We start from the raw sequence: 25,263 nt of genomic DNA on the forward strand, positions 1-25,263 counted from the left end.
GTCAGGCCGCGACCGTCTGACTTAAACCAACGGGCCTCCGCGATTCCCGGGGCGGTTCAGAACTGGGGGCGAGCAAGTCTCGTATCGGAGCGACATGTCGCTGGATGAATTCCGTCCAGGCGCGTCTACAGTGGGTGTTTTGTAGCCGGCCACCAGCGGCACTCCAAAGTGTGGCGACGGTTGATCTCAGCTGTTTTTGAGCATCACGCAGATCGGAGGCCAAGACCGTCGGATCAGCATTTCCTTGATGAGCCAAGTGCGCTCGAAGCAGATCCAGCGGTTCTGCCGCCGCAGCCCATCCGTTGAGTAAGAACTCCACCACTGCCGCGAGCGAAGGGGTCTCAAACTGAGCTTGGCGAACGAGCCCTTTGACGTCGTCAGACGACAGGTTGCAAGGGAGGGTCGGACTTAGAGCCTCCAGAACCACTCCGACGGCGCACAATCGATCCGCGGCATTCGTCTCGACGTCTGACCGCAATCTTGCCAGCCGCTTGCTGCTCAGCACTGAAGAGATGTCAAACGGATCCACCAAAAGTCGATGCGCAGCCCTTAGCTCATCGAGGGTCAGTGGCGTCGATGCCTGGTTGTGAGATGCCGCAGTTCGCAAGTAGGCCAGCCCGAAATGACCCGCGCGCCAGTTCACTAACGACTTGGTAGCCTGTTCGGCGGCGAAGTTCTTTCCGCTCCAAGGGGCAATTCCGACCTGCCCATTGCTACCAATCCAGTGGGAGCGTGCGTACTCCGCAAACGAAACGGGGACTTGGAGCGATGCACTTGCTCGATCTTCGCCTTCTGAGGGGCGAGTACTCGTCTCAGCGTCAGCGGATAGCTGAAGGTTCTCTTGCGGTTCGCCCGGCGTCGAACCGTGTGGGGCCGCACCAGAACTGAGCCCGCTCTCTGGCTGTTCGGCTGTCTCTTCGCAAATCGAGTTTGCGGTTGGCGCATCGAACGGGTCTTGCGCCGATTCGACAGCCGCGTCAACCGCCACCCCGGACAAGCCTTCATCAGGGACCACTTTGTCGTTGTGGTGGGATGGAAGCGCAACTACTTCAACTGCTGGTACAACCGCCGCCCGGTCGATCGGCTCGCTGCGGCCCTTTTCAAGTGTTCCCGTCGACTGCGAGAGTTCTGGCTGCTGATCGGCGATGATGGGAGCTAACGGAAGCTGATCTTCGGGAGCGACGTCGCCCGACGCGACGCTCTTAAATTGCAGCTTCCCGCGCAAAGCCGCAGTGGTGAGCGCACTTCCGAATCGGGCGCGCACTACCTCACCAGCTTCAGCGGCCACCTCGTCGTCAAGCGACTCACCATTTGTGACAAGCGTCGCTAATGCACTGAGTGCAGTTAGAAGGTCCGCACTAATCTCATCGCCGCGGCCTATCGCGCCGAGCTGGGCCTGCGCCGTTTCAACGATGCTACGGACGGGCTGGAAGGCAGGATCGGAGGCATGCTCCAAACCAACTAACCGTTGCAGCAATTCTCGCAATCTCTGGCTGGCTCGGGCCTCCGCCTTGGCGCGCTCCAAGCGATCTTGTAGCGCAGCGAAGCTGCAGACATCAACACCGAGACTCTTGGCATGATTCGTGAGCCTCTCGTCCAATGCCGACCACGCCAGTAGCAAACTTTCTTTGTTGACGATTTCTCCCAAACGCAACCGCTGTGTTGCCGCAGCCAAATCATCCGCCAGGCTATTCAGATCAAGGTGCAGTCCATCTAGGTCGATCGTTTGGATGTCCACTGCAGGACTTCCAATGGTCTTGTCGATCCGTTGTTGCTGGTTGTTCTGCCACTCCGAGGTGATGTGACTTTCCGCAGCGGCGGATGTCGCCGTGTCGTCGGCTCGCTGCGCCGACGGATAGGCAGCTTTGACTGGTGCTAAGTCAGAATCTGACGTCTGATCTTGAACAGCTGTTGGTTGGGCACTGGACGGCTGATTTAGAGCCTGCTGAAGCTCCTTGATCGCAGACAAACGCAGGGCTTCAAAGGCGCTGGACAGCACGTGCCAGGAATCATGGTCAAGCATTAGTCCTGCACAGACAACCATCAAATCGTAGCTGCGGAACTCCTTGCTTAAGCTATTGATTACGTAATCGACCTGCTCGATAGACACCTCCGGCATCGGGGCCGTAAGGACGCCAACCTCATCGTGGGCGCAATTGAATGCGTCAAGAATTGCCAGCAATGTCTCCAGGCGCTTTGCTTGAATCCATCGGCAGAATGCCTTGTTGAAGAATGGCCATACTGCTGGCGTACTGAACAATTTGTCCTTTAGCCGCAATACGGATTTCTGCAACTCATCGGTGGACAAACGTCGTGAGGCGCGAGGGATCCCATTGATCCCTCCTTTCACTGGCACCTTACGCTCTGAATTCTGGACCGCGGAGCACAGGCTGTCGTAGTCGCTCGGCGCCGTGTGACTGGGTCGTTTCGGCGGATGCAGGGTCTGAACGATTCGAGCTGTGAATCTCCAGAAATCCGATGCATCTTCATCAGCGAGCATGGCGACTGCGTCGGGAATCGCCAAGTTCGATTGGTTAGCCCCTGCCGGACTTTTCGCAACGTCTTGATTCAAGATACCACCCCTGTGCTTTTAGTTTTTGCTGTGTGATGTGATGATAGAAGAGACTCTCTAGCCCCACGTCCGGAGTAGCGCGGATACCGCAGTTCATCGCAGGCCGGCAGCGCACCCTCATCAGGGGCGGCGAAGCGCCGTTCTTGGTTTCAGGGCTCGCGTATGCATGGAAGAGAGCAGAGCCATTTTTGAACTCTATTTCTTTCGCTGCGCGACCACAGAGATCGATTTTTTTGAACTCTTTTATCGATTTGTGAACTCTATTAAGTCGTACCAGAGCCGGCCCGAAGCCCTCATGCTCGACCTCGACGGCACGCTGGTCGACACACTCGGCGACTTCGCCGCCGTGCTGGCGCTGACGCTGCGCGATCTCGGCCTGCGGACGGTGGGCAGGGACTTCATCGAGCACACCATCGGCCGCGGCGGCGAGCACCTGGTGCGCATGACGCTGGCCGAGGCCGGCGGTGCGCCGGAGCTGTTCGACCGCGCGTGGGCGCTCTACCAGCGGCACTACGCCGCGGTGAACGGCGAACATGCGATCGTCTACCCCGGCGTCGTGGAAGGCCTGGCGTTGCTGCGGTCAGCAGGCCTGCCGCTGGCGGTGCTGACCAACAAGCCCGCCGCGCCGGCGCGCGAGCTGCTCAGGCGCAAGGGGCTGGACGGCTATTTCGCCCACGTCTTCGGCGGCGACGACTTCCCGCGCAAGAAGCCCGACCCGCTGCCGCTGCTCAAGACCTGCGAGGCGCTGGGCACGCCGCCGTCAGCGACGTGGATGGTGGGCGATTCGCGCAACGACGCCGAGGCCGCCCGCGCGGCCGGCTGCCCGCTGGTCCTGGTGACCTATGGCTACAACCACGGCGAGGACATCCGCGCCGTGTCGGCGCTGCGCCACGTGAACCGCCTGGACGAGATCAGCGCCGACGCTCTTTCTTGACGCCCAGCAGGGCTTCCTTGAGGTTGTCGTCGGCCGGCTTGTCGCCCAGCCAGATGCGCAGCAGCGCGGTGAAGAACTCGGGCTCCTTGATGGGCTCTGCCATCACCGGCTTGCCATTGACGAGCAGCGTCGAGCCGAGGCCGGGCACGTAGTCCACCGAGAACTGGTCGCCGCTGTTGAGCTGCTTGCGGCTGGCAAACACTTCGCTGAGCTTGAGCACGCCGTTGATGGACTTGACGAACTCGTCGCGCGGCGCGTTCGCCTCCATGCCCTTGGTGAAGAGCTTGCCCAGCTCATTGCCGTCGATGTCGCGCAGCATGTGGATCTGGATGCGCTTGGGCCCCGGGGCCGCCAGCACCTCGGCCGTCGTGCCGACCTTCTGGGTCAGGTAGAGGCCGGCTGCATAGACCTTGACGACGAACTTGTAGCGGACGCCGGCGCCATTGAGCACCAGCTTCTGGCCCGCCAGGTCCAGCGCCGATTCGTACTTCACGTTGGCCACCTCGACGGCCTGGGCCCAGGCCGTCGCTCCCCCCAGGCTGCCCGCGGCCAGCAGGGCCGCGACGATGTATGCGCGCATGTCTCGCTCCGTTGTCCTGCCGCGATGGCGGCGTCTTCGTGAGCCGAAGTATGGCTCGGCAGGCGCAAAACCCCGCTGATACACTGGCCCGACCATGTTCATCACGCGCAAGTACATCACGGGGTCGAGCGACCGGGGAGCCTGGCCCTGGCGTCCCTGGGCCACCGCCGTTTGATGCCGCTTGGCGCGCCCTGACGCGCTCTTCCACGCGTTGCCCGTCCTCCACCGGGCTGCACGCCAAGCCCTGAAACTGTCTTTCAAGGTTTGAGACGTGATCACCGAACTCGAATTCCAGAGCCTGGCCGCTGAAGGCTACAACCGCATCCCGCTGATCAGCGAGGCGTTGGCGGACCTAGAAACCCCCCTGTCCCTGTACCTCAAGCTGTGTGCGCCGGGCTCCGGGCCGTGCCGCAACAGCTTCCTGCTCGAATCCGTCGTCGGCGGCGAGCGCTTCGGGCGCTACTCCTTCATCGGCCTGCCGGCCCGCACGCTGATCCGCGCGACCGGCAACCAGTGCGAGGTGTTGACCGATGGCGCCATCGTCGAGACGCACGAGGGCAACCCGCTGGACTTCATCGCCGCCTACCAGGAGCGCATCAAGCCCAAGATCCCCAGCGGCCTGCCGCGCTTCTGCGGCGGCCTGGCCGGCTACTTCGGCTACGAGGCCGTGCGCGCCATCGAGAAGCGCCTGGATCACGCGCACAAGGGCGAAAGCCTGGGCACGCCCGACATCGTGCTGTTGCTGTCGGAGGAGGTCGCCGTCATCGACAACCTGTCCGGGCGTCTGTACCTCATCGTCTGGGCGGACCCACGCCAGCCCGAGGCCTACTTCCGCGCCAAGAAGCGCCTGACCGCCCTGCGCGACAAGCTGAGCTACTCCGTCAGCGTGCCGCGCGTGGCGCGCAGCGAGGCGCACCCGGTGACGCGCGGCTTCGCCAAGGCCGACTACCTGGCGGCCGTGGCCAAGGCCAAGGAGTACATCGCCGCCGGCGACCTGATGCAGGTGCAGGTGGGCCAGCGCATCTCCAAGCCCTACAAGGCCGAGCCGATCGCGCTGTACCGGGCGCTCAGGGCGCTGAACCCCAGCCCCTACATGTACTTCTACGACCTGGGCGACTTCCAGATCGTCGGTGCCAGCCCCGAGATCCTGGTGCGCGAGGAGCACGCGGGTGACGGCTCACGCAAGGTCACGATCCGCCCACTGGCCGGCACCCGCCCGCGCGGCGCGACGACCGAGCGCGACCTCGAACTGGAAGCCGAATTGCAGGCCGACCCCAAGGAGCGCGCCGAGCACCTGATGCTGATCGACCTGGCGCGCAACGACATCGGCCGCATCGCGCGCACCGGCAGCGTTAAGGTGACGCAGGCCTTCACCATTGAGCGCTACTCGCACGTGATGCACATCGTCTCCAACGTCGAGGGGGTGTTGCGGCCCGAGGTCGGCCAGCTCGACGTGCTGAAGGCCACCTTCCCCGCCGGCACGCTGACCGGTGCGCCCAAGGTGCGGGCGATGGAGCTGATCGACGAGCTGGAACCCATGCAGCGCGGCATCTACGGCGGCGCCTGCGGCTACCTGAGCTTTGCCGGCGACATGGACCTGGCCATCGCCATCCGCACCGGCATCATCAAGAACGGCATGCTGTACGTGCAGGCGGCGGCAGGTGTGGTTGCAGACTCAGTCCCGGAGTTGGAATGGCAAGAGACGGAAGCAAAGGCGCGGGCGCTGCTGCGCGCCGCCGAGCTGGTTGAGGAGGGCTTCTAAATGCTCTTGATGATCGACAACTACGACAGCTTCACGTTCAACATCGTCCAGTACTTCGGTGAACTGGGCGCGGACGTGAAGGTGGTGCGCAACGACGAGATCACCGTCGCCGAGATGGAGGCCCTGAACCCCGACCACATCGTCTTCTCGCCGGGTCCCTGCACGCCCAACGAGGCGGGCGTGTGTGTGGAGGCCATCCAGCATTTCATCGGCAAGAAGCCGCTGCTGGGCGTGTGCCTGGGCCACCAGGCCATGGGCCAGGCACTGGGCGGGCGCATCATCCGCGCGCAGCGCCAGATGCACGGCAAGGCCAGCACCATCACAACCGACCAGCGCGGCGTCTACACCGGCCTGCCTCAGGATTTCTCGGTGATCCGCTACCACTCCCTCGTCATCGAGGAGGCGACCTGCCCCGCGGTGCTGGAGATCACCTCGCGCAGCGAGGACGGCGAGATCATGGGCGTGCGCCACCGCGAGCTGGCCGGCACGGCCACGCCGCTGGAGGGCGTGCAGTTCCATCCCGAGTCCATCCTCAGCGAACACGGCCACGCGATGCTGCGCAACTTCCTGGAGCTGAAATGACACAAGCCCCTCGCCCGGTCTTGCTCCGGCTGAACGCCGGCAAGCCCGGTCGGTCCCCCGCGGGGACGGCGATGCACGCGGCGTTGAGCCGCACGCACATCGCCCACGGGCCGGCTTGGGGCGGCCCGGCGCTCGGCCCGCGCGCCTGCTCGCGGCATCGGAGGCCAGAGCAATGACTGACTACGCGCCGTTTTCAAGCGCGGCGTCTCCAGCCCTCGTCGACCTGCGCAGCGACACGGTCACGAAGCCGACCCCGGCCATGCTGGAAGCCATCGCCGCCGCCCAGGTGGGCGACGACGTCTTCGGCGACGACCCCACCGTCAATGCGCTGCAGGAGCGCGTCGCCGCGCTGCTGGGCAAGGAGGCGGCCCTCTTCATGCCCAGCGGCACGCAGAGCAACCTGTGCGCGCTGCTGGCGCACTGCGGCCGTGGCGACGAGTACATCGTCGGCCAGCTGGCGCATACCTACCGCTACGAGGGCGGCGGCGCAGCGGTGCTGGGCAGCATCCAGCCGCAGCCCTTGCCCAACCAGCCGGACGGCACGATCAAGCTCGAGGACATCGCGGCGGCCATCAAGCCCGATGACCCGCACTTCGCGCGCACGCGGCTGCTGGCGCTGGAGAACACCTGGAGCGGGCAGGTGCTGTCCACCCAATACACCAACGCCGCCTGCGAGCTGGCGCATGCGCGCGGCCTGGCCACGCACCTGGACGGCGCCCGCCTCTTCAACGCCGCGGTCGCCTCGGGCCGCAGCGTGGCCGACCTGGCGCGCACCTTCGACTCGGTCTCCATCTGCTTCAGCAAGGGCCTGGGCGCGCCCATCGGCTCCATGCTGGTGGGCTCGCGCGCGCTGATCGCCCGCGCCCACCGCATCCGCAAGATGGTCGGCGGGGGCCTGCGCCAGGTGGGCCTCTTGGCCGCCGCGGCAGACCACGCGCTGACCCATCACGTCGACCGACTGGCCGACGATCATGCGCTGGCCAAGCGCCTCGCCGAAGGCCTGGCCACGCTGCCCGGTGTCACGGTCACGCCACCGCAGACGAATATCGTCTTCGTGCAGATCAGCGACGGCCGTAGCACGGCGCTGCTGGAGCACCTGAAGTCGCGCGGCGTGCTGGCCACCGGCCTGATCGGGCTGCGCTTCGTCACCCACCTCGATGTCGACGCGGCCGGCATTGACCACGCCATCGCCGCAGCGCGCGAATTCCTGGAGGCCTGAGCATGTCGATCTCCACGCTGATGACCTCGCTGTTCGAGCAGAAGGCGGCCATCGACCGCGAGTTCTTCGCGGCGCTGGCCGGCGCGCCGCTGTCTGCCGAGAACCGCCACATCGCGATCCGCACGCTGAACCACATCCACACGGTGGACCGCATCTTTGCCGCCCATCTGCGCGGCGAGCCGCACGGCTTCACGGCCAGCAACACACAGGCGACCCCGACGCTGGAAGAGCTGCGCGACTCGGTCGCGCAAGTGGACGGCTGGTACGTCGACCACGTGCGCTCGCTGCGGCCCGACCAGTTCGAGGACGTGCTGAGCTTTCGCTTCACCGACGGCGACGCCGGCCGCATGAGCCGCGAGGAAATCCTGGCCCACGTCATCCACCACGGCAGCCACCACCGCGGCAACGTCGGCATGCTGATGAAGCAGGTCGACCAGCCGCCGCCGCGCGACCTGTTCACCCGTTATCTGCATCAACAAGACCCTTCACGACGCGAGGCCTGACCCATGGCAATCACCGACACCGAAGCCCTGACCCGCGTCATCGAGCACCGCGAGATCTTCCACGACGAGATGCTGACGCTGATGCGCCGCATCATGGCCGGCGAGATGTCGCCCGTCATCGCGTCCGCGCTGCTGACCGGCCTGCGCGTGAAGAAGGAAACCATCGGCGAGATCACCGCCGCCGCGCAGGTGATGCGCGAGCTGAGCAACAAGGTGCCGCTGGCGCCGCTGCCGCACCTGGTGGACGTCGTCGGCACCGGTGGCGACGGTGCGCACAGCTTCAACATCTCCACCTGCTCGATGTTCGTCGCCGCCGCAGCGGGCGCACAGGTGGCCAAGCATGGCAACCGGAGTGTGAGCAGCAAGACCGGCAGTGCCGACGTGCTGGAGGCGCTGGGCGCCAACATCCAGCTGTCGCCGCGCCAGGTGGCCGCGTCGGTGGATGAATGCGGCATCGGCTTCATGTTCGCGCCCAACCACCACCCGGCGATGAAGAACATCGGCCCGGTGCGCCGCGAGCTGGGCGTGCGCACCATCTTCAACATCCTGGGCCCGCTGACCAACCCGGCCGGCGCGCCCAACATCCTGATGGGCGTGTTCCACCCCGACCTCGTCGGCATCCAGGTGCGCGTGCTGCAGCGCCTGGGCGCGGAGCATGCGCTGGTCGTCTACGGCAAGGACGGCATGGACGAGATCTCGCTGGGCGCGACGACGCTGGTCGGCGAGCTCAAGGACGGCGCCGTGCGCGAGTACGAGATCCATCCCGAGGACTTCGGTTTCCCGATGGCCAGCAACCGCAGCCTGAAGGTCGAAGGCCCGGAGCAGTCCCGCCAGATGCTGCTGGGCGTGCTGGACGGCCAGACCGGCCCGGCGCGCGACATCGTGCTGCTGAATGCCGGCGCGACGCTGTACGCGGCCAACGTGGCGGCGTCGATCGGCGCAGGCATCGACCGCGCCCGCGAAGCGCTGGACAGCGGCGCGGCGCGTGGCAAGCTGGATGCCTTCGTCAAGGCGACGCAGAGCCTGGGAGCGCACTGATGTCTGACATCCTGAACCGCATCGTCGAAGTCAAGTGGGAAGAGGTCGCAGCGGCCAGGCTGAAGCGCTCGCTCGCGTCGCAGCGCGAGGAGGCCGAGGCCCGCAAGGCCGAGCGCCTGGGCTTCGAGCGCTCGCTGCGCGCCAGCATCGCCGCCGGGCATGCGGCCGTCATCGCCGAGATCAAGAAGGCCAGCCCCAGCAAGGGTGTGCTGCGCGAGGATTTCAAGCCCGGGCTCATCGCCGAGACCTACGCCCGCAACGGCGCTTCCTGCCTCTCCGTGCTGACGGATGAACGCTTCTTCCAGGGCTCGGCCGCCTACCTGCGCGAGGCGCGCGCCGCCTGCGAGCTGCCGGTGCTGCGCAAGGACTTCATGGTCGACGAGTACCAGGTCATGGAAGCCGGCGCGATGGGCGCGGACTGCATCCTGCTGATCGTCGCCTGCCTGGCCGACGCGCAGATGGCCGACCTGGAGGCCACGGCCCATGCGCTGGGCATGGACGTGCTGGTCGAGGTGCATGACGGCGACGAACTCGACCGCGCGCTGCGGCTGAAGACGCCACTCGTCGGCATCAACAACCGCAACCTGCGCACCTTCGACGTGACGCTGGACACCACGCTGGCGTTGCTGCCGCGCGTGCCGACGGACCGGCTGCTGGTGACCGAGTCCGGCATCCTCGGCGCGGCGGACGTGAAGCTCATGCGCGACGCCAACGTGAACGCCTTCCTCGTCGGCGAGGCCTTCATGCGCGCGCCGGACCCGGGACAAGCGCTCGCAAACTTGTTCGGATGAAACTGCCGCTCGAACTGCCCGACAGCGACTGGCGCCCCGTCGTCGAGGCCTGGGCGGCGTCGCCGGCCGGTCAACGGCTGCAGGCCTTTCTGGAAGAGCGCGCCGCCGCCGGCGCCACCATCTACCCGCCCGAGCCGCTGCGCGCGCTGACCCTGACGCCGCTGGCGCAGACCCGCGTCGTCATCCTGGGCCAGGACCCGTACCACGGCCCCGGCCAGGCCGAGGGCCTGAGCTTCAGCGTGCCGCCCGGCGTGCCGCTGCCGCCCAGCCTGCGCAACATCTTCAAGGAGATCCAGCGCGACCTCGGCAAGCCCTTCCCGCCCAACGGCAGCCTCGTCAGCTGGGCCAAGGGCGGCACGCTGCTGCTGAACGCCGTGCTGACGGTGGAGGACGGCCAGCCCGCCAGCCACGCCAACCGCGGCTGGGAGGCACTGACCGACGCGCTCATCAAAGCCGCCGCCGAGGACCCGGCGCCCAAGGTTTTCATGCTGTGGGGCAGCTACGCGCAGGCCAAGGCGCCGCTGATCGAGGCCGCGCGCCAGGACCACCTCGTGCTGAAGGCCAACCACCCATCGCCGCTGTCGGCGCTCAAGCCGCCGCGGCCCTTCATCGGCTGCGGGCATTTCTCGACTGCCAAGGCCTGGCTGGAAGAACGCGGCCGGGGCGCCCTGCGCAAGGGCTGAGCACCTTCAAGCGGCGGATTGTTCCGCTCGCAGCAACTCGCCGTTCTATTGCGCCCACTTTTTCTCGCGGCGCTCAATTCCTAAAGTGACAACCAGCCGGCACACCACCCCTTCCACGGTGGCCGGCCAGGAGAGTCACCATGAACAACACCCGCTCGCTTTTCACGCTGATCACCGCCGCGACGGCCGTCACGGCGCTGGCGGCGGGCCTGCTGCTGGCCATCAGCGCGCCGGCACCGGTGGCAGAGGACTTCGGCCACACGGTGGTCGTCACCGCCGCGGCTGACGAGGCCTAAGCAGCGGCGCAGCGGACCTTCAGCCCGGCCGTCGCCGACTGCCCGAGCAGTTCGACCACCCAGTCCACGAACACCCGCAGCTTGCTGCTGAGGTGGCGGTTGGGCGGGTAGACGACGTGCACCGGGATCGGGTCGGCCTGCCAGTCCTCCAGCACGCGCACCAGTTGGCCGCTCTTCATCAGCGGCGCGGCCATGAAGCAGGTCAGCTGCATCACGCCCAGATGGGCCAGCCCCGCATTGAGATAGCCGGTGGCGTCGTTGACGGCGATGACGTGGTTGCCGACCACATCCACCGCCTCGTCGCCGCGGCGGAAGGTGTCGGGCACCAGCTTGCCACTGCGCGCCGAAAAATAGCCCACCATGCGGTGCGGCGGTTGCGTCAGCTCCAGCGGGTGCGCCGGCGTGCCGTGGCGGCGCAGGTACTCCGGCGTCGCGCAGGTCACCATGTGGAACTCGCCGATGCGCCGTGCCACCAGGCTCTGGTCGGTCAGCTCGCCACCGCGGATGACGCAGTCGATGTTGTCGCTGATCAGGTCCACCGTGCGGTCGCTGACGCCCAGCTCGATCTGGATGTCCGGGTACTTGGCGTAGAAGTCCGGCAGGTGCGGAATGATCATCTCGCGGCCCACCACGCCCGGCACGTCGACACGGATGCGCCCGCGCGGCGTCACGCGCGCCTGGCTCATGCTGCCCTCCAGTTCCTCCAGGTCTGACAGCAGGCGCAGCGCGCGCTCGTAGTAGGCGGCGCCATCGGGCGTCACGGTGACGCGGCGTGTCGTGCGGTTCAGCAGCTTGGTGCGCAGGTGGGATTCCAGCGTCTGGATCAGGCGCGTGACCGTGGCCTTGGGCAGGTCCAGCGAGTCGGCGGCGCGCGTGAAGGTGCCGGCTTCGACGACCCGGACATAGGCTTGCATGGCAGTGAGTCGGTCCATGGGCTTCGGAGGGCTGCGGAAGCCTTCGATTGTTCCACGCCGAGGAAAAGTGAGTCGCTTTGCAGGGCGTTTATCTGGAGGGCGCCAGTCCCTATCTTTCGGTCCATGGACAAGCTCGCCTTTCCTTTCACACCGCCCACCGCACTGCGCCTGGGCCCTGCCCCCGGCCTTGCAGCCGAGCGCCATGCCGCGCGCCGGCCGCTGGCGGGCGGCGGGCGGGCGCTGCTGCTGTGGCTGCATGACGGCGGCTTCACCGGCGGCTCGCTGGCGTCGGCGCGGGCGCGGGCAGAGATGCTGGCCGAGGCGGGCGCCGATGTCGTCGCCATCGACTACCCGCTCGCGCCGGAGCACCGCTTCCCGGCCGCGCTGGCCGCCGCCTTCGAGGCCCTGAAGGCGCTGGCTGCCAAGCCCGCCAAGCTGACGGGCAGTGCGCAGACGGCCTTGTTCGTGGCCGGCGAGGAGGCCGGCGGCAACCTCGCCGCGGCGCTGGCGCTGATGGCCCGCGACCAGCACGCGCCGGCGCTCGCCGGCCAGTTGCTGATCTCGCCCATGCTGGACCCGCAGCTCGGCAGCGCCTCCATGCGCGAGGGCGAATGCGGCGGCTGCGAATGCCTCTATGCCAAGGGCTGGCAGGCCTATCTGGGCGGCACGACGCGCGCCGACCATCCCTATGCCGCGCCGCTGAACGCCACCCGCCTCGGCGGGCTGCCCGATGCGCTGGTGCTGGGCGTCGCCGGCCATCCGCTCAATGACGAGGCGCGCCGCTATGCCGCCGCGTTGCGCGCCCACGGCGGCACGGCCCGCGACCTGACGCTGCCCGCCATCGCCGCCGCCCATGTGCTGGCGCCGGTGCACGACTTCCTCAGCCAGGCCACCGGCCGGGCGTTGTCGATACCCGCTTGATTCCTGCTTGACCCTTCGGAGAGAAATAGAAATGCAGTCCACCCCTCGTTCCAACCGCATCCCTCGTCGTGCCGGCTTGATTGCCGGCGCCGCCGCCCTCGTCGCCCTGGGCGCCGTGGGCTTTGCGCAGTTCGGCAGCGGCCCCGCGCAGGCCGACCCCGCCGCCGCGGCGCCGCCGGCCACGCCGGTGTCCGTCGCCCAGGTCGTCAGCCAGGACGTGGCGGCCTGGAACGAGTTCTCCGGCCGGCTGGAGGCCGTGGAGCGCGTCGACGTGCGGGCCCGCGTGTCGGGCGCCGTGCAGGCGGTGCACTTCCGCGAGGGCAGCCTCGTCAAGGCCGGCGACCTGCTCGTCACCATCGACCCCGCGCCCTACCAGGCGGAGGTGGCTCGCCTCGAAGCGCAGGTAGCCGCAGCCCAGGCGCGCGTGACCTACTCGCAGAGCGAGGCGGCTCGGGCCAAGGCGCTGTGGGAAGACCGCGCCGTGGCCCGCCGCGAGTTCGACGAGAAGGACAACGCCGCACGCGAGGCCGCCGCCAACCTGCGCGCCGCGCAGGCCGCGTTGCAGTCGGCACAGCTGAACCTGAGCTACACCCAGGTGCGCGCGCCGGTGGCCGGCCGCGTTGGCCGGATCGAGGTCACGCAGGGCAACCTCGTCGCCGCTGGGGCCGCGGGGCCGGGCTCGGCGGTGCTGACGACGCTGGTGTCGGTCAGCCCCATCTACGCCAGCTTCGACGCGGACGAGAAGGTGGTGCGCGAGGCGCTGGCCTCGCTGCCCAACGGCGCCGCCGATCGCCGCGGCATCGACCGCATCCCGGTGGAGATGCTGACCGGCAGCGACAAGGCCACCCACGGGCGGTTGCAACTCGTCGACAACCAGGTCGACGCCAAGAGCGGCACGCTGCGCGTGCGGGCCGTCTTCGACAACAAGGACGGCGGCCTGATGCCGGGCCAGTTCGCCAAGCTGCGCATGGGCCAGGCCCGCAACGAGGCGGCGCTGCTCGTCAACGAACGTGCCGTCGGCACCGACCAGGACAAGCGTTATGTCATCGTCGTCGGCCAGGGCAACCAGGCCGAGTGGCGGCCGGTGACGCTGGGCGCGAACGTGAACGGCCTGCGCGTCGTGACCAGCGGGCTCAAGGCCGGCGAGCGCGTCGTCGTCGGCGGCGTGCAGCGGGTGAGACCGGGATCGGTCCTCGCGCCCAAGGACGTGGCGATGGACGCCAAACCCGAGTTGGCTGCCCAGCAAGCCGGCAACAAGAACTCCTAAGCCACCACCTCAGCGCATGCCCCTGTAGCGGGCCGGTTCAGCCGGTCTGCGGGGGGCGCGTTGCCCGGAGCACCCATGAACCTCTCCAAATTCTTCATCGACCGCCCCATCTTCGCGGGCGTGCTGTCGCTGCTGATCTTCATCGGCGGCCTGCTGTCGATCCGCGCGCTGCCGATCTCGGAGTACCCCGACGTCGTGCCGCCCTCGGTCGTCGTGCGCGCCCAGTACCCCGGCGCCAACCCCAAGGTCATCGCCGAGACGGTGGCAACGCCGCTCGAGGAGGCCATCAACGGCGTCGAGGACATGCTCTACATGAGCAGCCAGGCGACCACCGACGGCCTGATGACGCTGACCGTCAGCTTCAAGCTCGGCACCGACCCCGACAAGGCGCAGCAGCTGGTGCAGAACCGCGTCAGCCAGGCCGAGGCGCGGCTGCCCGAGGAGGTCAAGCGCCTGGGCGTGACGACGGTCAAGAGCAGCCCCGACCTCACCATGGTCGTGCACCTGACCTCGCCCAACGAGCGCTACGACATGACCTATCTGCGCAACTACGCGCTGCTCAACGTCAAGGACCGCCTCGCGCGCATCCCCGGCGTGGGCCAGGTGCTGATGTTCGGCTCGGGCGACTACGCGATGCGCGTCTGGCTGGACCCGCAGAAGGTGGCCGAGCACGGCCTCTCGGCCAACGACGTGGTGACCGCCATCCGCGGCCAGAACGTGCAGGCCGCGGCCGGCGTGGTCGGCGCATCGCCGGGGCTGCAGGGCATCGACCTGCAGCTGTCGGTCAACGCACAGGGCCGGTTGCAATCGGTCGAGGAGTTCGGCGACATCATCGTCAAGAGCGGTGAAGGCCAAAACTCAGGCGCGGTGACGCGCCTGCGCGACCTGGGCCGCATCGAACTGGGCGCCAGCGAATACGCGCTGCGCTCACTGCTCGACAACAAGCCCGCCGTCGCCGTGCCGATCTTCCAGGCCCCGGGTGGCAACGCGCTGGACATCTCCACCAACGTGCGCGCCACGATGGAAGAGCTGAAGGCGGCCATGCCCGAAGGCGTCGAATACACCATCGTCTACGACCCGACGCAGTTCGTCCGCGCGTCCATCGAGTCCGTCATCCACACGTTGCTGGAAGCCGTCGCGCTGGTGGTGCTGGTCGTCATCCTGTTCCTGCAGACCTGGCGCGCGTCCATCATCCCGCTGCTGGCCGTGCCGGTGTCCATCATCGGCACCTTCGCGGTGATGCATGGCTTCGGCTTCTCGATCAACGCGCTGAGCCTGTTCGGCCTGGTGCTTGCGATCGGCATCGTGGTGGACGACGCCATCGTGGTGGTGGAGAACGTGGAGCGCAACATCGCGTCCGGCCTCTCGCCGCGCGACGCGACCTACCAGGCCATGCGTGAGGTCTCCGGCCCCATCATCGCCATCGCGCTGACGCTGATCTCGGTGTTCGTGCCGCTGGCCTTCATCACCGGCCTGACGGGCCAGTTCTACAAGCAGTTCGCGCTGACCATCGCCATCTCGACGGTGATCTCGGCGATCAATTCGCTGACGCTCTCGCCCGCGCTCGCCGCGATGCTGCTGAAGGGCCACCACGAGCCCAAGGACGCGCTGACCCGCGGCATGGACCGCGTGCTGGGCGGTTTCTTCGGCCGCTTCAACCGGCTCTTCACCCGCAGCTCGGAGAAGTACGGCAGCGGCGTGAAGACGCTGATGTCGCGCAAGGCCGTGATGATGGTCGTCTACCTGGTGCTGGTGGCTGCCACGGCGGGCCTGTTCAAGGCCGTGCGCGGCGGGTTCGTGCCGGGGCAGGACAAGCAGTACCTGATCGGCTTCGCGCAACTGCCTGACGGCGCGACGCTGGACCGCACCGAGGACGTCATCCGCCGCATGACCGACATCACGCTGAAGACGCCGGGCGTGGAGCACGCCGTGGCCTTCCCCGGCCTGTCGATCAACGGCTTCACCAACAGCTCCAGCTCGGGCATCGTCTTCGCGACGCTGAAGCCCTTCGCCGAGCGCAAGAGCAAGGACCTGTCCGCGGGCGCGATTGCCGGTTCGCTGAATGCGCAGTACGGCGCCATCGAGGACGCCTTCATCGTCATGTTCCCGCCGCCGCCCGTGCAGGGCCTGGGCACGACGGGCGGCTTCAAGCTGCAGCTGCAGGACCGCGGCGGCGTGGGCTACGAGGCGATGGACCAGGCGGTCAAGGCATTCATGGCCAAGGCCGGAAATCCGGCAACAGCGCCCGAACTGGCCGGCCTGTTCTCCAGCTACCAGGTCAACGTGCCGCAGCTGTTCGCCGACCTCGACCGCACCCGCGCCCGCCAGCTCGGCGTGGCCGTGACGGACGTGTTCGACACCATGCAGATCTACCTCGGCAGCCTGTACGTGAACGACTTCAACAAGTTCGGCCGCACCTACTCGGTCCGCGTGCAGGCCGATGCGCCCTACCGCGCCCGCGCCGAGGACATCGGCGCACTGAAGGTGCGCTCGTCGTCGGGCGAGATGGTGCCGCTGTCCGCGCTGATGAAGGTCAACCCGAGCTTTGGCCCGGAGCGCGCCATGCGCTACAACGGCTTCCTGTCCGCCGACATCAACGGCGGCGCGGCGCCTGGCTTCTCGTCGGGCCAGGCCCAGGCAGCGGTGGAGCGCATCGCCGCCGAGACGCTGCCGCCCGGCGTCGGCTTCGAGTGGACCGACCTGACCTACCAGGAAAAGATCGCCGGCAACTCGGGTGCGTGGGTGTTCCCGCTGGCCATCCTGCTGGTGTTCCTGGTGCTGGCCGCGCAGTACGAAAGCCTGACGCTGCCGATCGCCATCCTGCTCATCGTGCCCATGGGCCTGCTGGCGGCGATGACAGGCGTGTGGATGAGCCACGGCGACAACAACGTGTTCACGCAGATCGGATTGATCGTGCTGGTCGGCCTGTCTGCCAAGAACGCCATCCTGATCGTCGAGTTCGCCCGTGAGCTTGAGTTTGCTGGCCGCACGCCGGTGCAGGCGGCGCTGGAGGCCGCGCGGCTGCGGCTGCGCCCCATCCTGATGACGTCGATGGCCTTCGTCATGGGCGTGCTGCCGCTGGTGCTGAGCACCGGCGCCGGCGCCGAGATGCGCCAGGCCATGGGCATCGCCGTCTTCGCCGGAATGATCGGCGTGACGCTGTTCGGCCTGTTCCTGACGCCGCTGTTCTACGTCACCCTTCGCCGCCTGGCAGGCAATGCGCCGCTGCGCCACCACGGCGGCAAGGTCGCCGCACCGGCGCAGCCCGTCGCTGCATCCGTCACTGATGCCCTGCCGCAACGAGGAAAGTGATCATTATGAAATTGAACCTGACCCCACTTTTTGCAGCGCTGCTGCTGGCCGGCTGCGCGTCGGTTGGCAGCGTCGACCCGGCCCAGCTGCCCCAGGCGCCTGCCACCTACAAGTCAACGGCTGCGAACGGCGCGCCTGCGCTGACCAGCAGCTGGTGGCAGCCTTTCGCCGACCCGGTGCTGGACGACCTCGTCGCCCGTGCGATGGCGGCCAACACCAGCGTGCAGGCCGCCGCCAGCCGGCTGGCACTGGCACGGGCGTCGCTAGGCTCGGCGCAGGCCTCGCGTCTGCCGCAGGTGGGCGCCTCCGCGGGCGCCGGCCGTGCCGCCGAGCCCGGCGCGCAGGGTGTGACGCAATACAGCGCCGGCCTGAACCTGGCCTATGAGCTGGACCTGGGCGGCCGCCTGCTGCACGAGCGCAATGCTGCCGCGCTGGACGTGCAGGCGCGCGAGCAGCTGCTGGCCGACGCCCGCCTGCTGGTGCAGGCCAACGTCGCCCGCGGCTACCTGGCGCTGCGCGCGCTGGACGCCGAGCGCGACATCGTCAAGGGCACCGTCGCCGCCTATGGCGAGACGCTGGCCCTGACCGAGAAGCGCGCCCGCGCCGGCGACGTGGCCGACCTGGACCTGGCCCGCGTGCGCGCCGAGCTGGCCGCCAACGAGGCCGAGGCGCTGGCGCTGGACCGCCGCCGCGTCGAGCTGGAGACGGCACTGGCCGTGCTGCTGGGCGAACCGGCGTCCAACTTCCGCCTTGAACCGACGACCTGGGCCACCGCGCTGCCTTCGGTGCCCGCCGGTCTGCCGAGCGAACTGCTGCAGCGCCGCCCCGACCTCGCCGCCGCGCGCAGCCAGCTCGAAGCCGCGCAGGCGCGCGTGGGCGTGGCGCGGGCTGCGTGGTGGCCCAACCTCGCGCTGACGGCGCAAGGCGGCGGCGTGTCAAGCGAAGTGTCCGAGCTGCTCAGGAGCGGCGCCAGCACCTGGGGCATCGGCCTGCTCGCTGCGCTGCCGATCTTCGATGGCGGCCGTCGCGAAGCCGGCGTCAACGCGGCCAAGGCGCAGCTGGATGGCTCGGCCATCGCCTTCCGCGAGCAGTTCCTGCTGGCCTTGAAGGACGTGGAGGACCAGCTCGGCGCACTGGCCCTGCTGCAGGCGCAGGGTGAGGCCAGTGCGCGCGCCGTCAGCGCCGCGGGCGAGGCGCTGCGGCTGTCGGACACCCGCTACCGCAACGGCCTGGTGAGCCAGCTCGAACTGCTGGACGCGCGCCGCAGCGAACTCGCCAACAAGCGCGCCGCGCTGCAGGTGCGCTCGGCGCAGTACCAGGCCACCGTCGGGCTGATCCGTGCCCTCGGCGGCGGCTGGGCCGGCGCCGTTTGAGCCCACCGCGGCGGCTGGCGCGGCGACACCCCGTCAGGCTGGCAGACGCCTGAGCATGGCGACGTTCACCGCCGTGCGCACTTCGAAGCCCAGGCTTTCGTAGAGCGCGATCGCGGCGGTGTTCGTCGCCCATGCATGCAGGAACGGCAGCTCACCGCGGCGCTGGATCTCCGCCGTCACGGCCGCCGACAAGCGGCGCGCGAGGCCTCGGCCGCGGAAATCCGGATGCGTACAGACGCCGCTGACCTCGACATGACCGGGCCAGCGCATGCGCTCGCCGGCCATCGCCACCAGCCGGCCGTCGATGCGCAAGCCGATGAAGCGGCCCATCGTGTGCGTGCGGGGCAGGAACGGCCCGGGCTCGGTCAATGTCGCCAGGGCCAGCATCTCGGCGGCGTCGGCGTCGCCGAGCCGCTGCAGTGCGTCGTCGACCGCGAGCCGGCGCGTCGCCACCATCTGCACGCCCGGCGCAGCCTTGACCGTCTCGAGCCCCGCCGGCACGACGATGCGCGGCACCTGCAGCAGGTAGACAGCGTCATCGCCCGGTTGCACCAGTTCGGCCAGCGCGGTGAGGTGGTCGGCGCCTTCGTCGGGCGTCGCGGCGAAGCGGTTGATGTCCGCCTTGAAGCGACGCGCCCGCTCGTCGCCGACGCCCCAATGCGGCTGGTGCTGCAGGCTGGCCCAGACGGGGCGGTCGAGCGCATTCATGCGGGCACCCGCTGCAGCAATGGCGCTTCGGTCAATGCGTCTTCGAGCGCGGCCAACTGGGTCAGCAGGTCGCCCTGCAACCCGGCGCACGCCTGTGCGACGGCCGCCTCGATGGCCGGCCAGGCCTCGCGCTGCGAGCGCTGCACCAGGCCGTGGCCCTTGCGGCTGAGCGCGACGCGGCGCACACGCCGGTCTGCCTCGGACGTCTCCGAGCCGACGAGACCGTCGTCCTCCAGCCCGCGCAGCGAGCGCGTGATGACCGGCTGGCTGACGCCGACCGCCTGGCTCAGCTCGCCGACGCTGAGCGGCCCCAGCCGGTCCAGGGCCGCCAACAGCGGGAAGTAGGCCGCCGGCTGCTCGAAGCCATGCGCCGCCAGAACGGCCTGTGTCTGCGCCTGCAGCGTCTCGCCGATGCGCTTGAGCCGCGTGCCCAGGCTCAGATGGCCCAGTTCCTTGACAACGTCCTCCACCACGGCGACCTCTCCAAGAACAACATGCATAGCATGCTATGAAATCGCTTGGAGAACGTCAACCGCGCCGGCGCCTTGGAATGAAATGACTACGGCAGCGTCTTGCAGTTGGGCTTGCAGACCACCTCGTTGCGACCGAGCAGGCGGATGGACTGCAGGCTCGCCGGGGCGCGGTGCTTGCCGCATTTGAAGCAGGAGCGGGTGTGGCCGCTACCGAGGAAGGGCGAACCGCCCACTTTCGACTGGTAGCGCAGGCCATCCTGGCGGACGGCGGTCACGGTGTCTTTGCTCATTCTTCAGACAGGTCGGGACGAAAGGGCCATTGAGACATGTCGAAGATGACAACACCACCTCGCAAGCCCGCGGTTTGGGCCCAAACCGCCCCAAACCGCGGGCTTCCCCTACCCCCAAGCGCGGGGTCGGGCGCCGGGGACAATGCGCCCCTGCAATCCACACCCCCATGGCCAAGCTCTTTTTCCGCTATGCCGCGATGAACGCCGGCAAATCCACCGCGCTGCTGCAGGTGGCGCACAACTACGAAGAGCGCGGCCACCGCGTGCGCATCTTCACCGCGCGCCTGGACGACCGCTATGGCCGCGGCTTCGTCACGTCGCGCCTGGGTCCGCAGCGCGAGGCGGAGCAGTTCGACGCCGACACGGACTTCGTCGCGCTGATGGGCCACAACGACAACGGCCCGGGCATTGCCTGCATCCTCATCGACGAGGCGCAGTTCCTGACCAAGCGCCAGGTGCAGCAACTGCACGAGATGGCGCACCTGCGCAACCTGCCAGCCATCTGCTACGGCCTGCGCACGGACTTCCAGGGCGAACTCTTCCCCGGCTCGGCCACGCTGCTGGCGCTGGCCGACGAGATGGACGAGATGAAGACGATCTGCGACTGCGGCCGCAAGGCGACGATGAACATGCGCGTCGACGCCAGCAACCGCAAGGTCACCGAGGGCGCGCAGGTCGAGATCGGCGGCAATGCGCGCTACCGCTCGGTGTGCGGGCGCTGCTTCCGGCAGGGCTAAACAAAAGGCGGCCAGAGGCCGCCCATGGACACCAGCTGGGCGTAGTGCCCCATGGCGCCGCCGCCGGGCCGCCCCAAGGCGGCGCTGCTCGATTCATTGACGGGCCAAGGCCTGCCAATGAATCGACCCCCTCTGGGGTCGGCCCGCGTACCCGCGGGCGGGGGCCACTTACTTGGCGGCGATCTGCGCGTCCAGTTCCTTGCAGGACGGCGAGCAGACGGGCTGGGATTTGCCCAATAGCTTCTTGGACTTGAGCATCGCGCGTGGGCGGTGCTTGCCGCAGAGGAAGCAAGACATCGTTGCTGCGCCGAAAGAGGAGGTCGCCGCGAAAGGCGAGCCCGGAGCTTTGGAGCGGTAGCGCAGACCATCCGCTTCGATGGTGGTCTTGGTGGTTTCTTTGGCCACGCTGGTCCTGTCGAAGAGTGTTGAGAAGGGGGCGCGCGGGCAGACGCGCGGGCCCCGTATTTTCCACGATGTGCGAAACGGCAGGGCTAGGGCTTTCAACACCCCTTGAACTTGGCCGGCCTTTTTCCTGCCCAAGCGGCTTGTCCCTCGGCCAGATCGGCCGAATCGCGCGCCCTCAAGATGTCGGCCGCGAGGCGTTCCGCGTCAAGCCTGCCGGCGGCGATGGCGTTCAGGTGCTGCTTCATCGGCAGCAGCGCCAGCGGCGCCATGTCCAGCAGTTGCGCCGTCAGGGCGGCCAGCGCCTTGTCCAGGCTGTCGACGTCGGGCAGCAGTTGGTCGAGATAGCCGCAGCCGAGCAGCGCCGGTGCGTCCAGCGTGCGGCCGCCCAGCAGCACCTGCTTGGCCGTCGCGAGGCCCAGGCGGTTGACGAAGCGTTGCAGCCCGCCGGCGTAGAAATGCAGTCCGATGCGGGCCGCCGGCACGAACATCTCGACCGCCGGCGTGCCGAAACGGAAGTCGCAGGCCAGCGCGAGATCGGCAGCACCGCCGTAAACGCCACCATGCAGCCGGGCGATGGTGATGGGGCGGGCCGCTTCCAGCGCATCGGCCAGTTCACCGAAGCGCGCGCCGGCGTCGATGGCGCCCAGCGCGCCGAGGTCAAAGCCGCTGCAAAAGTGCTTGCCCTCGCCGGCCAGCACCAGCACACGCACGGCGGCGTTCGCATTGACAGCGTCGATGAAGCCGCGCAGCGTGCCGAGGTCCTCGGCAGCGAGCCGGTTGGCCTGGCGTGGCCGGCGCAGCGTGATGCGCGCGACGCCCTCTTCGATTTCGATCAGCGGCGCCTGGCCGCTCACGCGCGCCGCCTCGCCACGTCGCCCTGGCGGGCATAGCCATCGTTGACGCGGGCGAAGCTGGCGCGGCGCTCGGATTCGACGAGTTCGCGCAAGGCCTCGGCATGGACGGGGCGCAGATTGGCGTCGTGGTGCAGCACGAGGTTGGCCAGCAGCCCCCAGTCGGTGTCCAGATCGGCTGCCCACAGCGAGGCCTCGGGCGGGAGCTGGCCCAGCAACTGGTGCAGCGCCCCAAACAGCGTCTCCGCGCCAACCAGCGTGGCCATCTCCGGCCAGCGGCCGAGCAGAGGAGCCTCCAGCCGCTGGGGCGGCCACAGCGCGCACAGCCATTGCGGCTCGTGGTTCTCGACGACGGGCCCTTGGAGCGTCTGCACGACCTCGGCGCTGGCGCCGCGTATGCGTCGGGCCAGCGCCGTCCAGGCGCTGGGCTGCCATTGCCGGAGCAGGCGGGCGTCGGGCGGCGTGCTCCTGGGCGCCAGTTCGAGCACCGGCGCCTCGGCCACGGGCGGTGGCAGGACTTCGTGCAGCTCGATGTCCTCGACGTCCCGCATGTCGTAGCCGCGCGCCTTGAGCCGCGCCTTCTTGGCTTCGTCCAGGCCCGCACCCCCTGCCTTCAGCAGCGTGCGCAACTCGAGTTCTTCCAGCGGCGCAGGCGCCGGCACACGCCAGCCGTCCAACACGCGCGTCGGGTCTTGGATGTCGGAGGCGGGCACGGCCATGCGACATTGTGACGACGTAAGCTCACGGCCTCGTTGTCACAGTCACGTCATGACACACACACGCCGCCGCCTTTTTGGCCTGGCCCTCGCCAGCCTCGCCCTGTCCGCCTGCACGACGGCGCCCCCCGCCGCCGCCCCGCAAGCCCCGAAGCTGCTCGTCCTCGTCGTCATCGATGGCCTGCCGATGCGCCAGGTGACCGGCTACCGCGACCAGCTCGCCCCCGACGGCTTCGCGCGCTTCCTGGACCGCGGCCGCTGGTTCGCCGACGCGCACTACGGCCACGGCCACACGGTCACGGCGGCCGGGCATGCGGTGATGCTCTCCGGCGCCTACCCCCAGCGCAGCGGCATCATCAGCAACGAGTGGCGCGACCCGGCCACGGGCGCCCCGGTCTACAACACCGGCGACGCCGACTACCAGTACATCGACAGTCCGACGGCGCCGCTGTCGGGCACCAGCCCGCGCAACCTCAAGGTCGAGACGCTCGGCGACGTGCTGCGGACACGCTCGCCACAGTCCAAGGTCATCGGCATCTCGGGCAAGGACCGCGGCGCCATCCTGCCGGCCGGCCACAAGGGCACCGCCTACATGTACATGACCGAGACGGGCCGTTTCGCGTCCAGCACCTACTACATGCAACGCCACCCGCAATGGGTGACGGACTTCAACGCCGCCAAGCCGGCCGACGCCTTCTTCAAGAAGACATGGACGCCCCTGCTACCGGAGGCGGCCTATGCCCATTCGGTCCCCGACGGCCAGTCCTGGCAGATCGCCAGCGGCAACGGCAACCGCCTGCCGGCCGTCATCGGCGACAAGATGGACGGCCCCGGCCCGCGCTATTACAGCAACCTGCTGGCCACGCCGTTCGGCGACGAGCTGACGCTGGCCTTTGCGCGTGCCGCCGTCACGAACGAGAAGCTGGGCCAGCGTGGCGTGCAGGACCTCCTCTCCGTCAGCCTGTCCAGCCACGACTACATCAACCACGCTTTCGGCCCCGAGTCGCGGCTGTCGCACGACCACCTGCTGCAGCTGGACCGCCACCTGCAGGCCTTCTTCCAGTTCCTGGACAGCCAGGTCGGCGCCGGCAACTACGTGATGGCGCTGACAGCCGACCATGGCTTCACCGACACGCCGGAATGGGCCGCCACCCAGGGGCGCGACGCCGGCCGCTTCGCCTCATCGCCCTCGCTGGCCGTCGTCAACGCGGCGCTGTCGGCCAAGTTCGGCGTCGACAAGCTGGCGCGCGACTTCTCCGCCGCCGGCCTGCTGCTGAACGACACACTCGCCGCGGAACGCGGCCTGAAGCTCGCCGATGTGCAGGCCGCCGCCCGGGATGCGCTGCTGACGCTGCCCGGCGTCGCAGCCGTCTTCACGCGCGAGCAGCTGCTGGGCGGCGACACGACGACGCCTTACCTGGAAGCGATGCGAAAGTCCTTCGACCCGGCACGCGCCGCACAGCTGCAGGTCGTGCTGAAACCGAACTGGATCTTCAGCTACCGCGCCGGCGGCAGCAGCCATGGCAGCCCTTACGCGTACGACACCCATGTGCCGCTGCTGTTCTGGGGGCCGGGCCATGTCGGCCAGGGCGAGGTGAAGGCCCGTGTCGAGGTGGCGGACCTGGCGCCCACGCTGGCCGCCATTGCCGGACTGCCCGCGCCTGCGCAGGCCCAGGGGCGGGACCTGAAGCTCAGGCCCTGAGCAACAGCGCCTCGGCCGACTCGCCCCACTGCGCCTCGGTCAGCACCAAGCCGCCCAAGCGCTCGACCAGGGCCGCCGCCTGCGCCGGGCCGGTGGACGGCAGCATCAGCAGCAACCGCCCGTCGTCCAGCCGGGCGCAGCCGTCCTCGCCGCGGATGCGCGCCAACAACGCCTGCTCATCGGCGCCGGGGCGGGTGGTCGCCACGCACAGCGGCCAGGCTCGCGGGTCGGTCAACAGAGATTGCAGCAACTCCAACCCGGCCTGGGCGGGCAGCAGCAGCCCCGACGGCGGCCGCGGTCGCGCCAAGGCGCTGATGTCGACGCCGGTGCAGGCCCAGCCGCCATCGTCCGCGGGTTGCTCCACCCACCAAAGCCGGCGGCCGTCGCGCCAAACCTGCTCGTGGCCTGACTGCACCGTGCGTGGACGCCGGGCCGGCATGTCGACCGGCCCAATGTTGGCGGCGCGGGCCGCGTCGACCATCCCGGCCCATGTCGGCCTGTCTTCGTCGCCCAGCGCCCAGGCGGCGCGAAACGCCGGGTTGGCCAGCCGAAGCCGGCCGTCGGCGTCAAACAGGGCCAGCAGCAGCGGGCCATCGGCCAGCGTCTGCCACCAGAGATCGCTCGGATTCACCCG

At 68.4% G+C, this 25,263-nt stretch carries 25 protein-coding genes; 15 read left to right on the forward strand and 10 right to left on the reverse strand.

Annotated features, from left to right (window positions below; genetic code table 11):
• Window position 1 precedes the first annotated feature (1 nt).
• On the reverse strand, window positions 2-2,500 hold the full coding sequence (locus tag ASD35_RS27230; RefSeq protein WP_157275552.1) for a hypothetical protein: 2,499 nt from the start codon (window positions 2,498-2,500) through the stop codon (window positions 2-4).
• Between the two features lie 367 nt (window positions 2,501-2,867).
• On the opposite strand from ASD35_RS27230, the gene ASD35_RS13530 reads away from it, so the two are divergent.
• Complete coding sequence (locus ASD35_RS13530) at window positions 2,868-3,506, forward strand: HAD family hydrolase (protein ID WP_056875478.1); 639 nt, start codon at window positions 2,868-2,870, stop codon at window positions 3,504-3,506.
• On the opposite strand, the gene ASD35_RS13535 is transcribed toward ASD35_RS13530, so the two are convergent.
• A complete protein-coding gene (locus ASD35_RS13535) occupies window positions 3,484-4,086 on the reverse strand; it encodes a chalcone isomerase family protein (protein ID WP_056875479.1) in 603 nt (200 codons plus the stop codon). The two genes, ASD35_RS13530 and ASD35_RS13535, sit on opposite strands and share 23 nt — an antisense overlap.
• A gap of 271 nt (window positions 4,087-4,357) precedes the next feature.
• On the opposite strand from ASD35_RS13535, the gene trpE reads away from it, so the two are divergent.
• The 8 genes from trpE (at window position 4,358) to ASD35_RS27235 (ending at window position 10,960) form a co-directional block, all read left to right on the forward strand.
• Window positions 4,358-5,848, forward strand: coding sequence for an anthranilate synthase component I (gene trpE, locus ASD35_RS13540; protein WP_056875480.1), 1,491 nt, complete (start codon window positions 4,358-4,360; stop codon window positions 5,846-5,848).
• Window positions 5,849-6,430 (forward strand): aminodeoxychorismate/anthranilate synthase component II, encoded by a 582-nt coding sequence (locus ASD35_RS13545; protein WP_056875481.1) that lies wholly within the window; start codon window positions 5,849-5,851, stop codon window positions 6,428-6,430.
• 172 nt (window positions 6,431-6,602) lie between these two features.
• Window positions 6,603-7,649, forward strand: a complete 1,047-nt coding sequence (ltaE, locus tag ASD35_RS13550; RefSeq protein WP_056875482.1) for a low-specificity L-threonine aldolase — start codon at window positions 6,603-6,605, stop codon at window positions 7,647-7,649.
• A 2-nt stretch (window positions 7,650-7,651) separates the two neighbouring features.
• On the forward strand, window positions 7,652-8,152 hold the full coding sequence (locus tag ASD35_RS13555; protein WP_056875483.1) for a DinB family protein: 501 nt from the start codon (window positions 7,652-7,654) through the stop codon (window positions 8,150-8,152).
• 3 nt (window positions 8,153-8,155) lie between these two features.
• Entirely contained in the window at window positions 8,156-9,190 is a 1,035-nt protein-coding gene (gene trpD / locus ASD35_RS13560; RefSeq protein WP_056875484.1) for an anthranilate phosphoribosyltransferase, read from the forward strand.
• Entirely contained in the window at window positions 9,190-9,981 is a 792-nt protein-coding gene (gene trpC / locus ASD35_RS13565) for an indole-3-glycerol phosphate synthase TrpC (protein WP_056875485.1), read from the forward strand. Before trpD ends, trpC begins: the two co-directional genes overlap by 1 nt.
• A complete protein-coding gene (locus ASD35_RS13570; RefSeq protein WP_056875486.1) occupies window positions 9,978-10,664 on the forward strand; it encodes a uracil-DNA glycosylase in 687 nt (228 codons plus the stop codon). The genes trpC and ASD35_RS13570 overlap by 4 nt, the downstream gene beginning before the upstream one ends.
• 140 nt (window positions 10,665-10,804) lie before the next feature.
• Entirely contained in the window at window positions 10,805-10,960 is a 156-nt protein-coding gene (locus ASD35_RS27235; RefSeq protein ID WP_157275553.1) for a hypothetical protein, read from the forward strand.
• Here ASD35_RS27235 and ASD35_RS13575 read toward each other — a convergent pair.
• A complete protein-coding gene (locus tag ASD35_RS13575) occupies window positions 10,957-11,892 on the reverse strand; it encodes a LysR family transcriptional regulator (RefSeq protein WP_056875487.1) in 936 nt (311 codons plus the stop codon). The two genes, ASD35_RS27235 and ASD35_RS13575, sit on opposite strands and share 4 nt — an antisense overlap.
• A 105-nt stretch (window positions 11,893-11,997) precedes the next feature.
• On the opposite strand from ASD35_RS13575, the gene ASD35_RS13580 reads away from it, so the two are divergent.
• The 4 genes from ASD35_RS13580 (at window position 11,998) to ASD35_RS13595 (ending at window position 18,747) form a co-directional block, all read left to right on the forward strand.
• Window positions 11,998-12,795: an alpha/beta hydrolase fold domain-containing protein gene (locus tag ASD35_RS13580; RefSeq protein WP_056875488.1), complete on the forward strand. Its 798-nt coding sequence runs from the start codon at window positions 11,998-12,000 to the stop codon at window positions 12,793-12,795.
• A gap of 31 nt (window positions 12,796-12,826) precedes the next feature.
• A complete protein-coding gene (locus tag ASD35_RS13585; RefSeq protein WP_056875489.1) occupies window positions 12,827-14,062 on the forward strand; it encodes an efflux RND transporter periplasmic adaptor subunit in 1,236 nt (411 codons plus the stop codon).
• A 75-nt stretch (window positions 14,063-14,137) separates the two neighbouring features.
• Complete coding sequence (locus ASD35_RS13590; protein WP_056875490.1) at window positions 14,138-17,374, forward strand: efflux RND transporter permease subunit; 3,237 nt, start codon at window positions 14,138-14,140, stop codon at window positions 17,372-17,374.
• A gap of 5 nt (window positions 17,375-17,379) precedes the next feature.
• Window positions 17,380-18,747 carry an efflux transporter outer membrane subunit gene (locus tag ASD35_RS13595; protein ID WP_056875491.1) on the forward strand — a complete coding sequence of 456 codons (1,368 nt, stop codon included), beginning with the start codon at window positions 17,380-17,382 and terminating at the stop codon, window positions 18,745-18,747.
• 33 nt (window positions 18,748-18,780) lie between these two features.
• Here ASD35_RS13595 and ASD35_RS13600 read toward each other — a convergent pair whose 3' ends face one another.
• The 3 genes from ASD35_RS13600 to ASD35_RS13610 all read right to left on the reverse strand — a co-directional run bounded on the left by ASD35_RS13600 (window position 18,781) and on the right by ASD35_RS13610 (window position 20,218).
• The gene (locus ASD35_RS13600; RefSeq protein ID WP_056875492.1) at window positions 18,781-19,455 is read right to left on the reverse strand and encodes a GNAT family N-acetyltransferase; all 675 of its coding nucleotides are present in this window, start codon (window positions 19,453-19,455) and stop codon (window positions 18,781-18,783) included.
• A complete protein-coding gene (locus tag ASD35_RS13605; RefSeq protein WP_056875493.1) occupies window positions 19,452-19,928 on the reverse strand; it encodes a MarR family winged helix-turn-helix transcriptional regulator in 477 nt (158 codons plus the stop codon). Before ASD35_RS13605 ends, ASD35_RS13600 begins: the two co-directional genes overlap by 4 nt.
• Before the next feature lie 86 nt (window positions 19,929-20,014).
• The gene (locus ASD35_RS13610; protein ID WP_056875494.1) at window positions 20,015-20,218 is read right to left on the reverse strand and encodes a hypothetical protein; all 204 of its coding nucleotides are present in this window, start codon (window positions 20,216-20,218) and stop codon (window positions 20,015-20,017) included.
• A gap of 167 nt (window positions 20,219-20,385) precedes the next feature.
• Here ASD35_RS13610 and ASD35_RS13615 point away from each other — a divergent pair, with 167 nt between their 5' ends.
• Window positions 20,386-20,955 (forward strand): thymidine kinase, encoded by a 570-nt coding sequence (locus ASD35_RS13615; RefSeq protein WP_056875495.1) that lies wholly within the window; start codon window positions 20,386-20,388, stop codon window positions 20,953-20,955.
• A gap of 168 nt (window positions 20,956-21,123) precedes the next feature.
• Here the strand turns inward: ASD35_RS13615 and ASD35_RS13620 are convergent, their stop codons facing one another.
• The 3 genes from ASD35_RS13620 to ASD35_RS28070 form a co-directional block, all read right to left on the reverse strand.
• The gene (locus ASD35_RS13620) at window positions 21,124-21,360 is read right to left on the reverse strand and encodes a hypothetical protein (protein ID WP_056266878.1); all 237 of its coding nucleotides are present in this window, start codon (window positions 21,358-21,360) and stop codon (window positions 21,124-21,126) included.
• Between the two features lie 95 nt (window positions 21,361-21,455).
• Window positions 21,456-22,214 carry an enoyl-CoA hydratase/isomerase family protein gene (locus tag ASD35_RS13625; protein WP_056875496.1) on the reverse strand — a complete coding sequence of 253 codons (759 nt, stop codon included), beginning with the start codon at window positions 22,212-22,214 and terminating at the stop codon, window positions 21,456-21,458.
• Window positions 22,211-22,930 (reverse strand): hypothetical protein, encoded by a 720-nt coding sequence (locus ASD35_RS28070; RefSeq protein ID WP_056875497.1) that lies wholly within the window; start codon window positions 22,928-22,930, stop codon window positions 22,211-22,213. The genes ASD35_RS13625 and ASD35_RS28070 overlap by 4 nt, the downstream gene beginning before the upstream one ends.
• Before the next feature lie 49 nt (window positions 22,931-22,979).
• Here ASD35_RS28070 and ASD35_RS13635 point away from each other — a divergent pair, with 49 nt between their 5' ends.
• The gene (locus tag ASD35_RS13635) at window positions 22,980-24,629 is read left to right on the forward strand and encodes an alkaline phosphatase family protein (protein WP_056875498.1); all 1,650 of its coding nucleotides are present in this window, start codon (window positions 22,980-22,982) and stop codon (window positions 24,627-24,629) included.
• Here the strand turns inward: ASD35_RS13635 and ASD35_RS13640 are convergent.
• Entirely contained in the window at window positions 24,619-25,260 is a 642-nt protein-coding gene (locus ASD35_RS13640) for a hypothetical protein (protein WP_056875499.1), read from the reverse strand. The genes ASD35_RS13635 and ASD35_RS13640 overlap by 11 nt on opposite strands.
• Between the last annotated feature and the right edge of the window lie 3 nt (window positions 25,261-25,263).

The sequence above is a fragment of the Pelomonas sp. Root1444 genome (assembly GCF_001426885.1).
GTDB lineage: Bacteria > Pseudomonadota > Gammaproteobacteria > Burkholderiales > Burkholderiaceae_C > Pelomonas.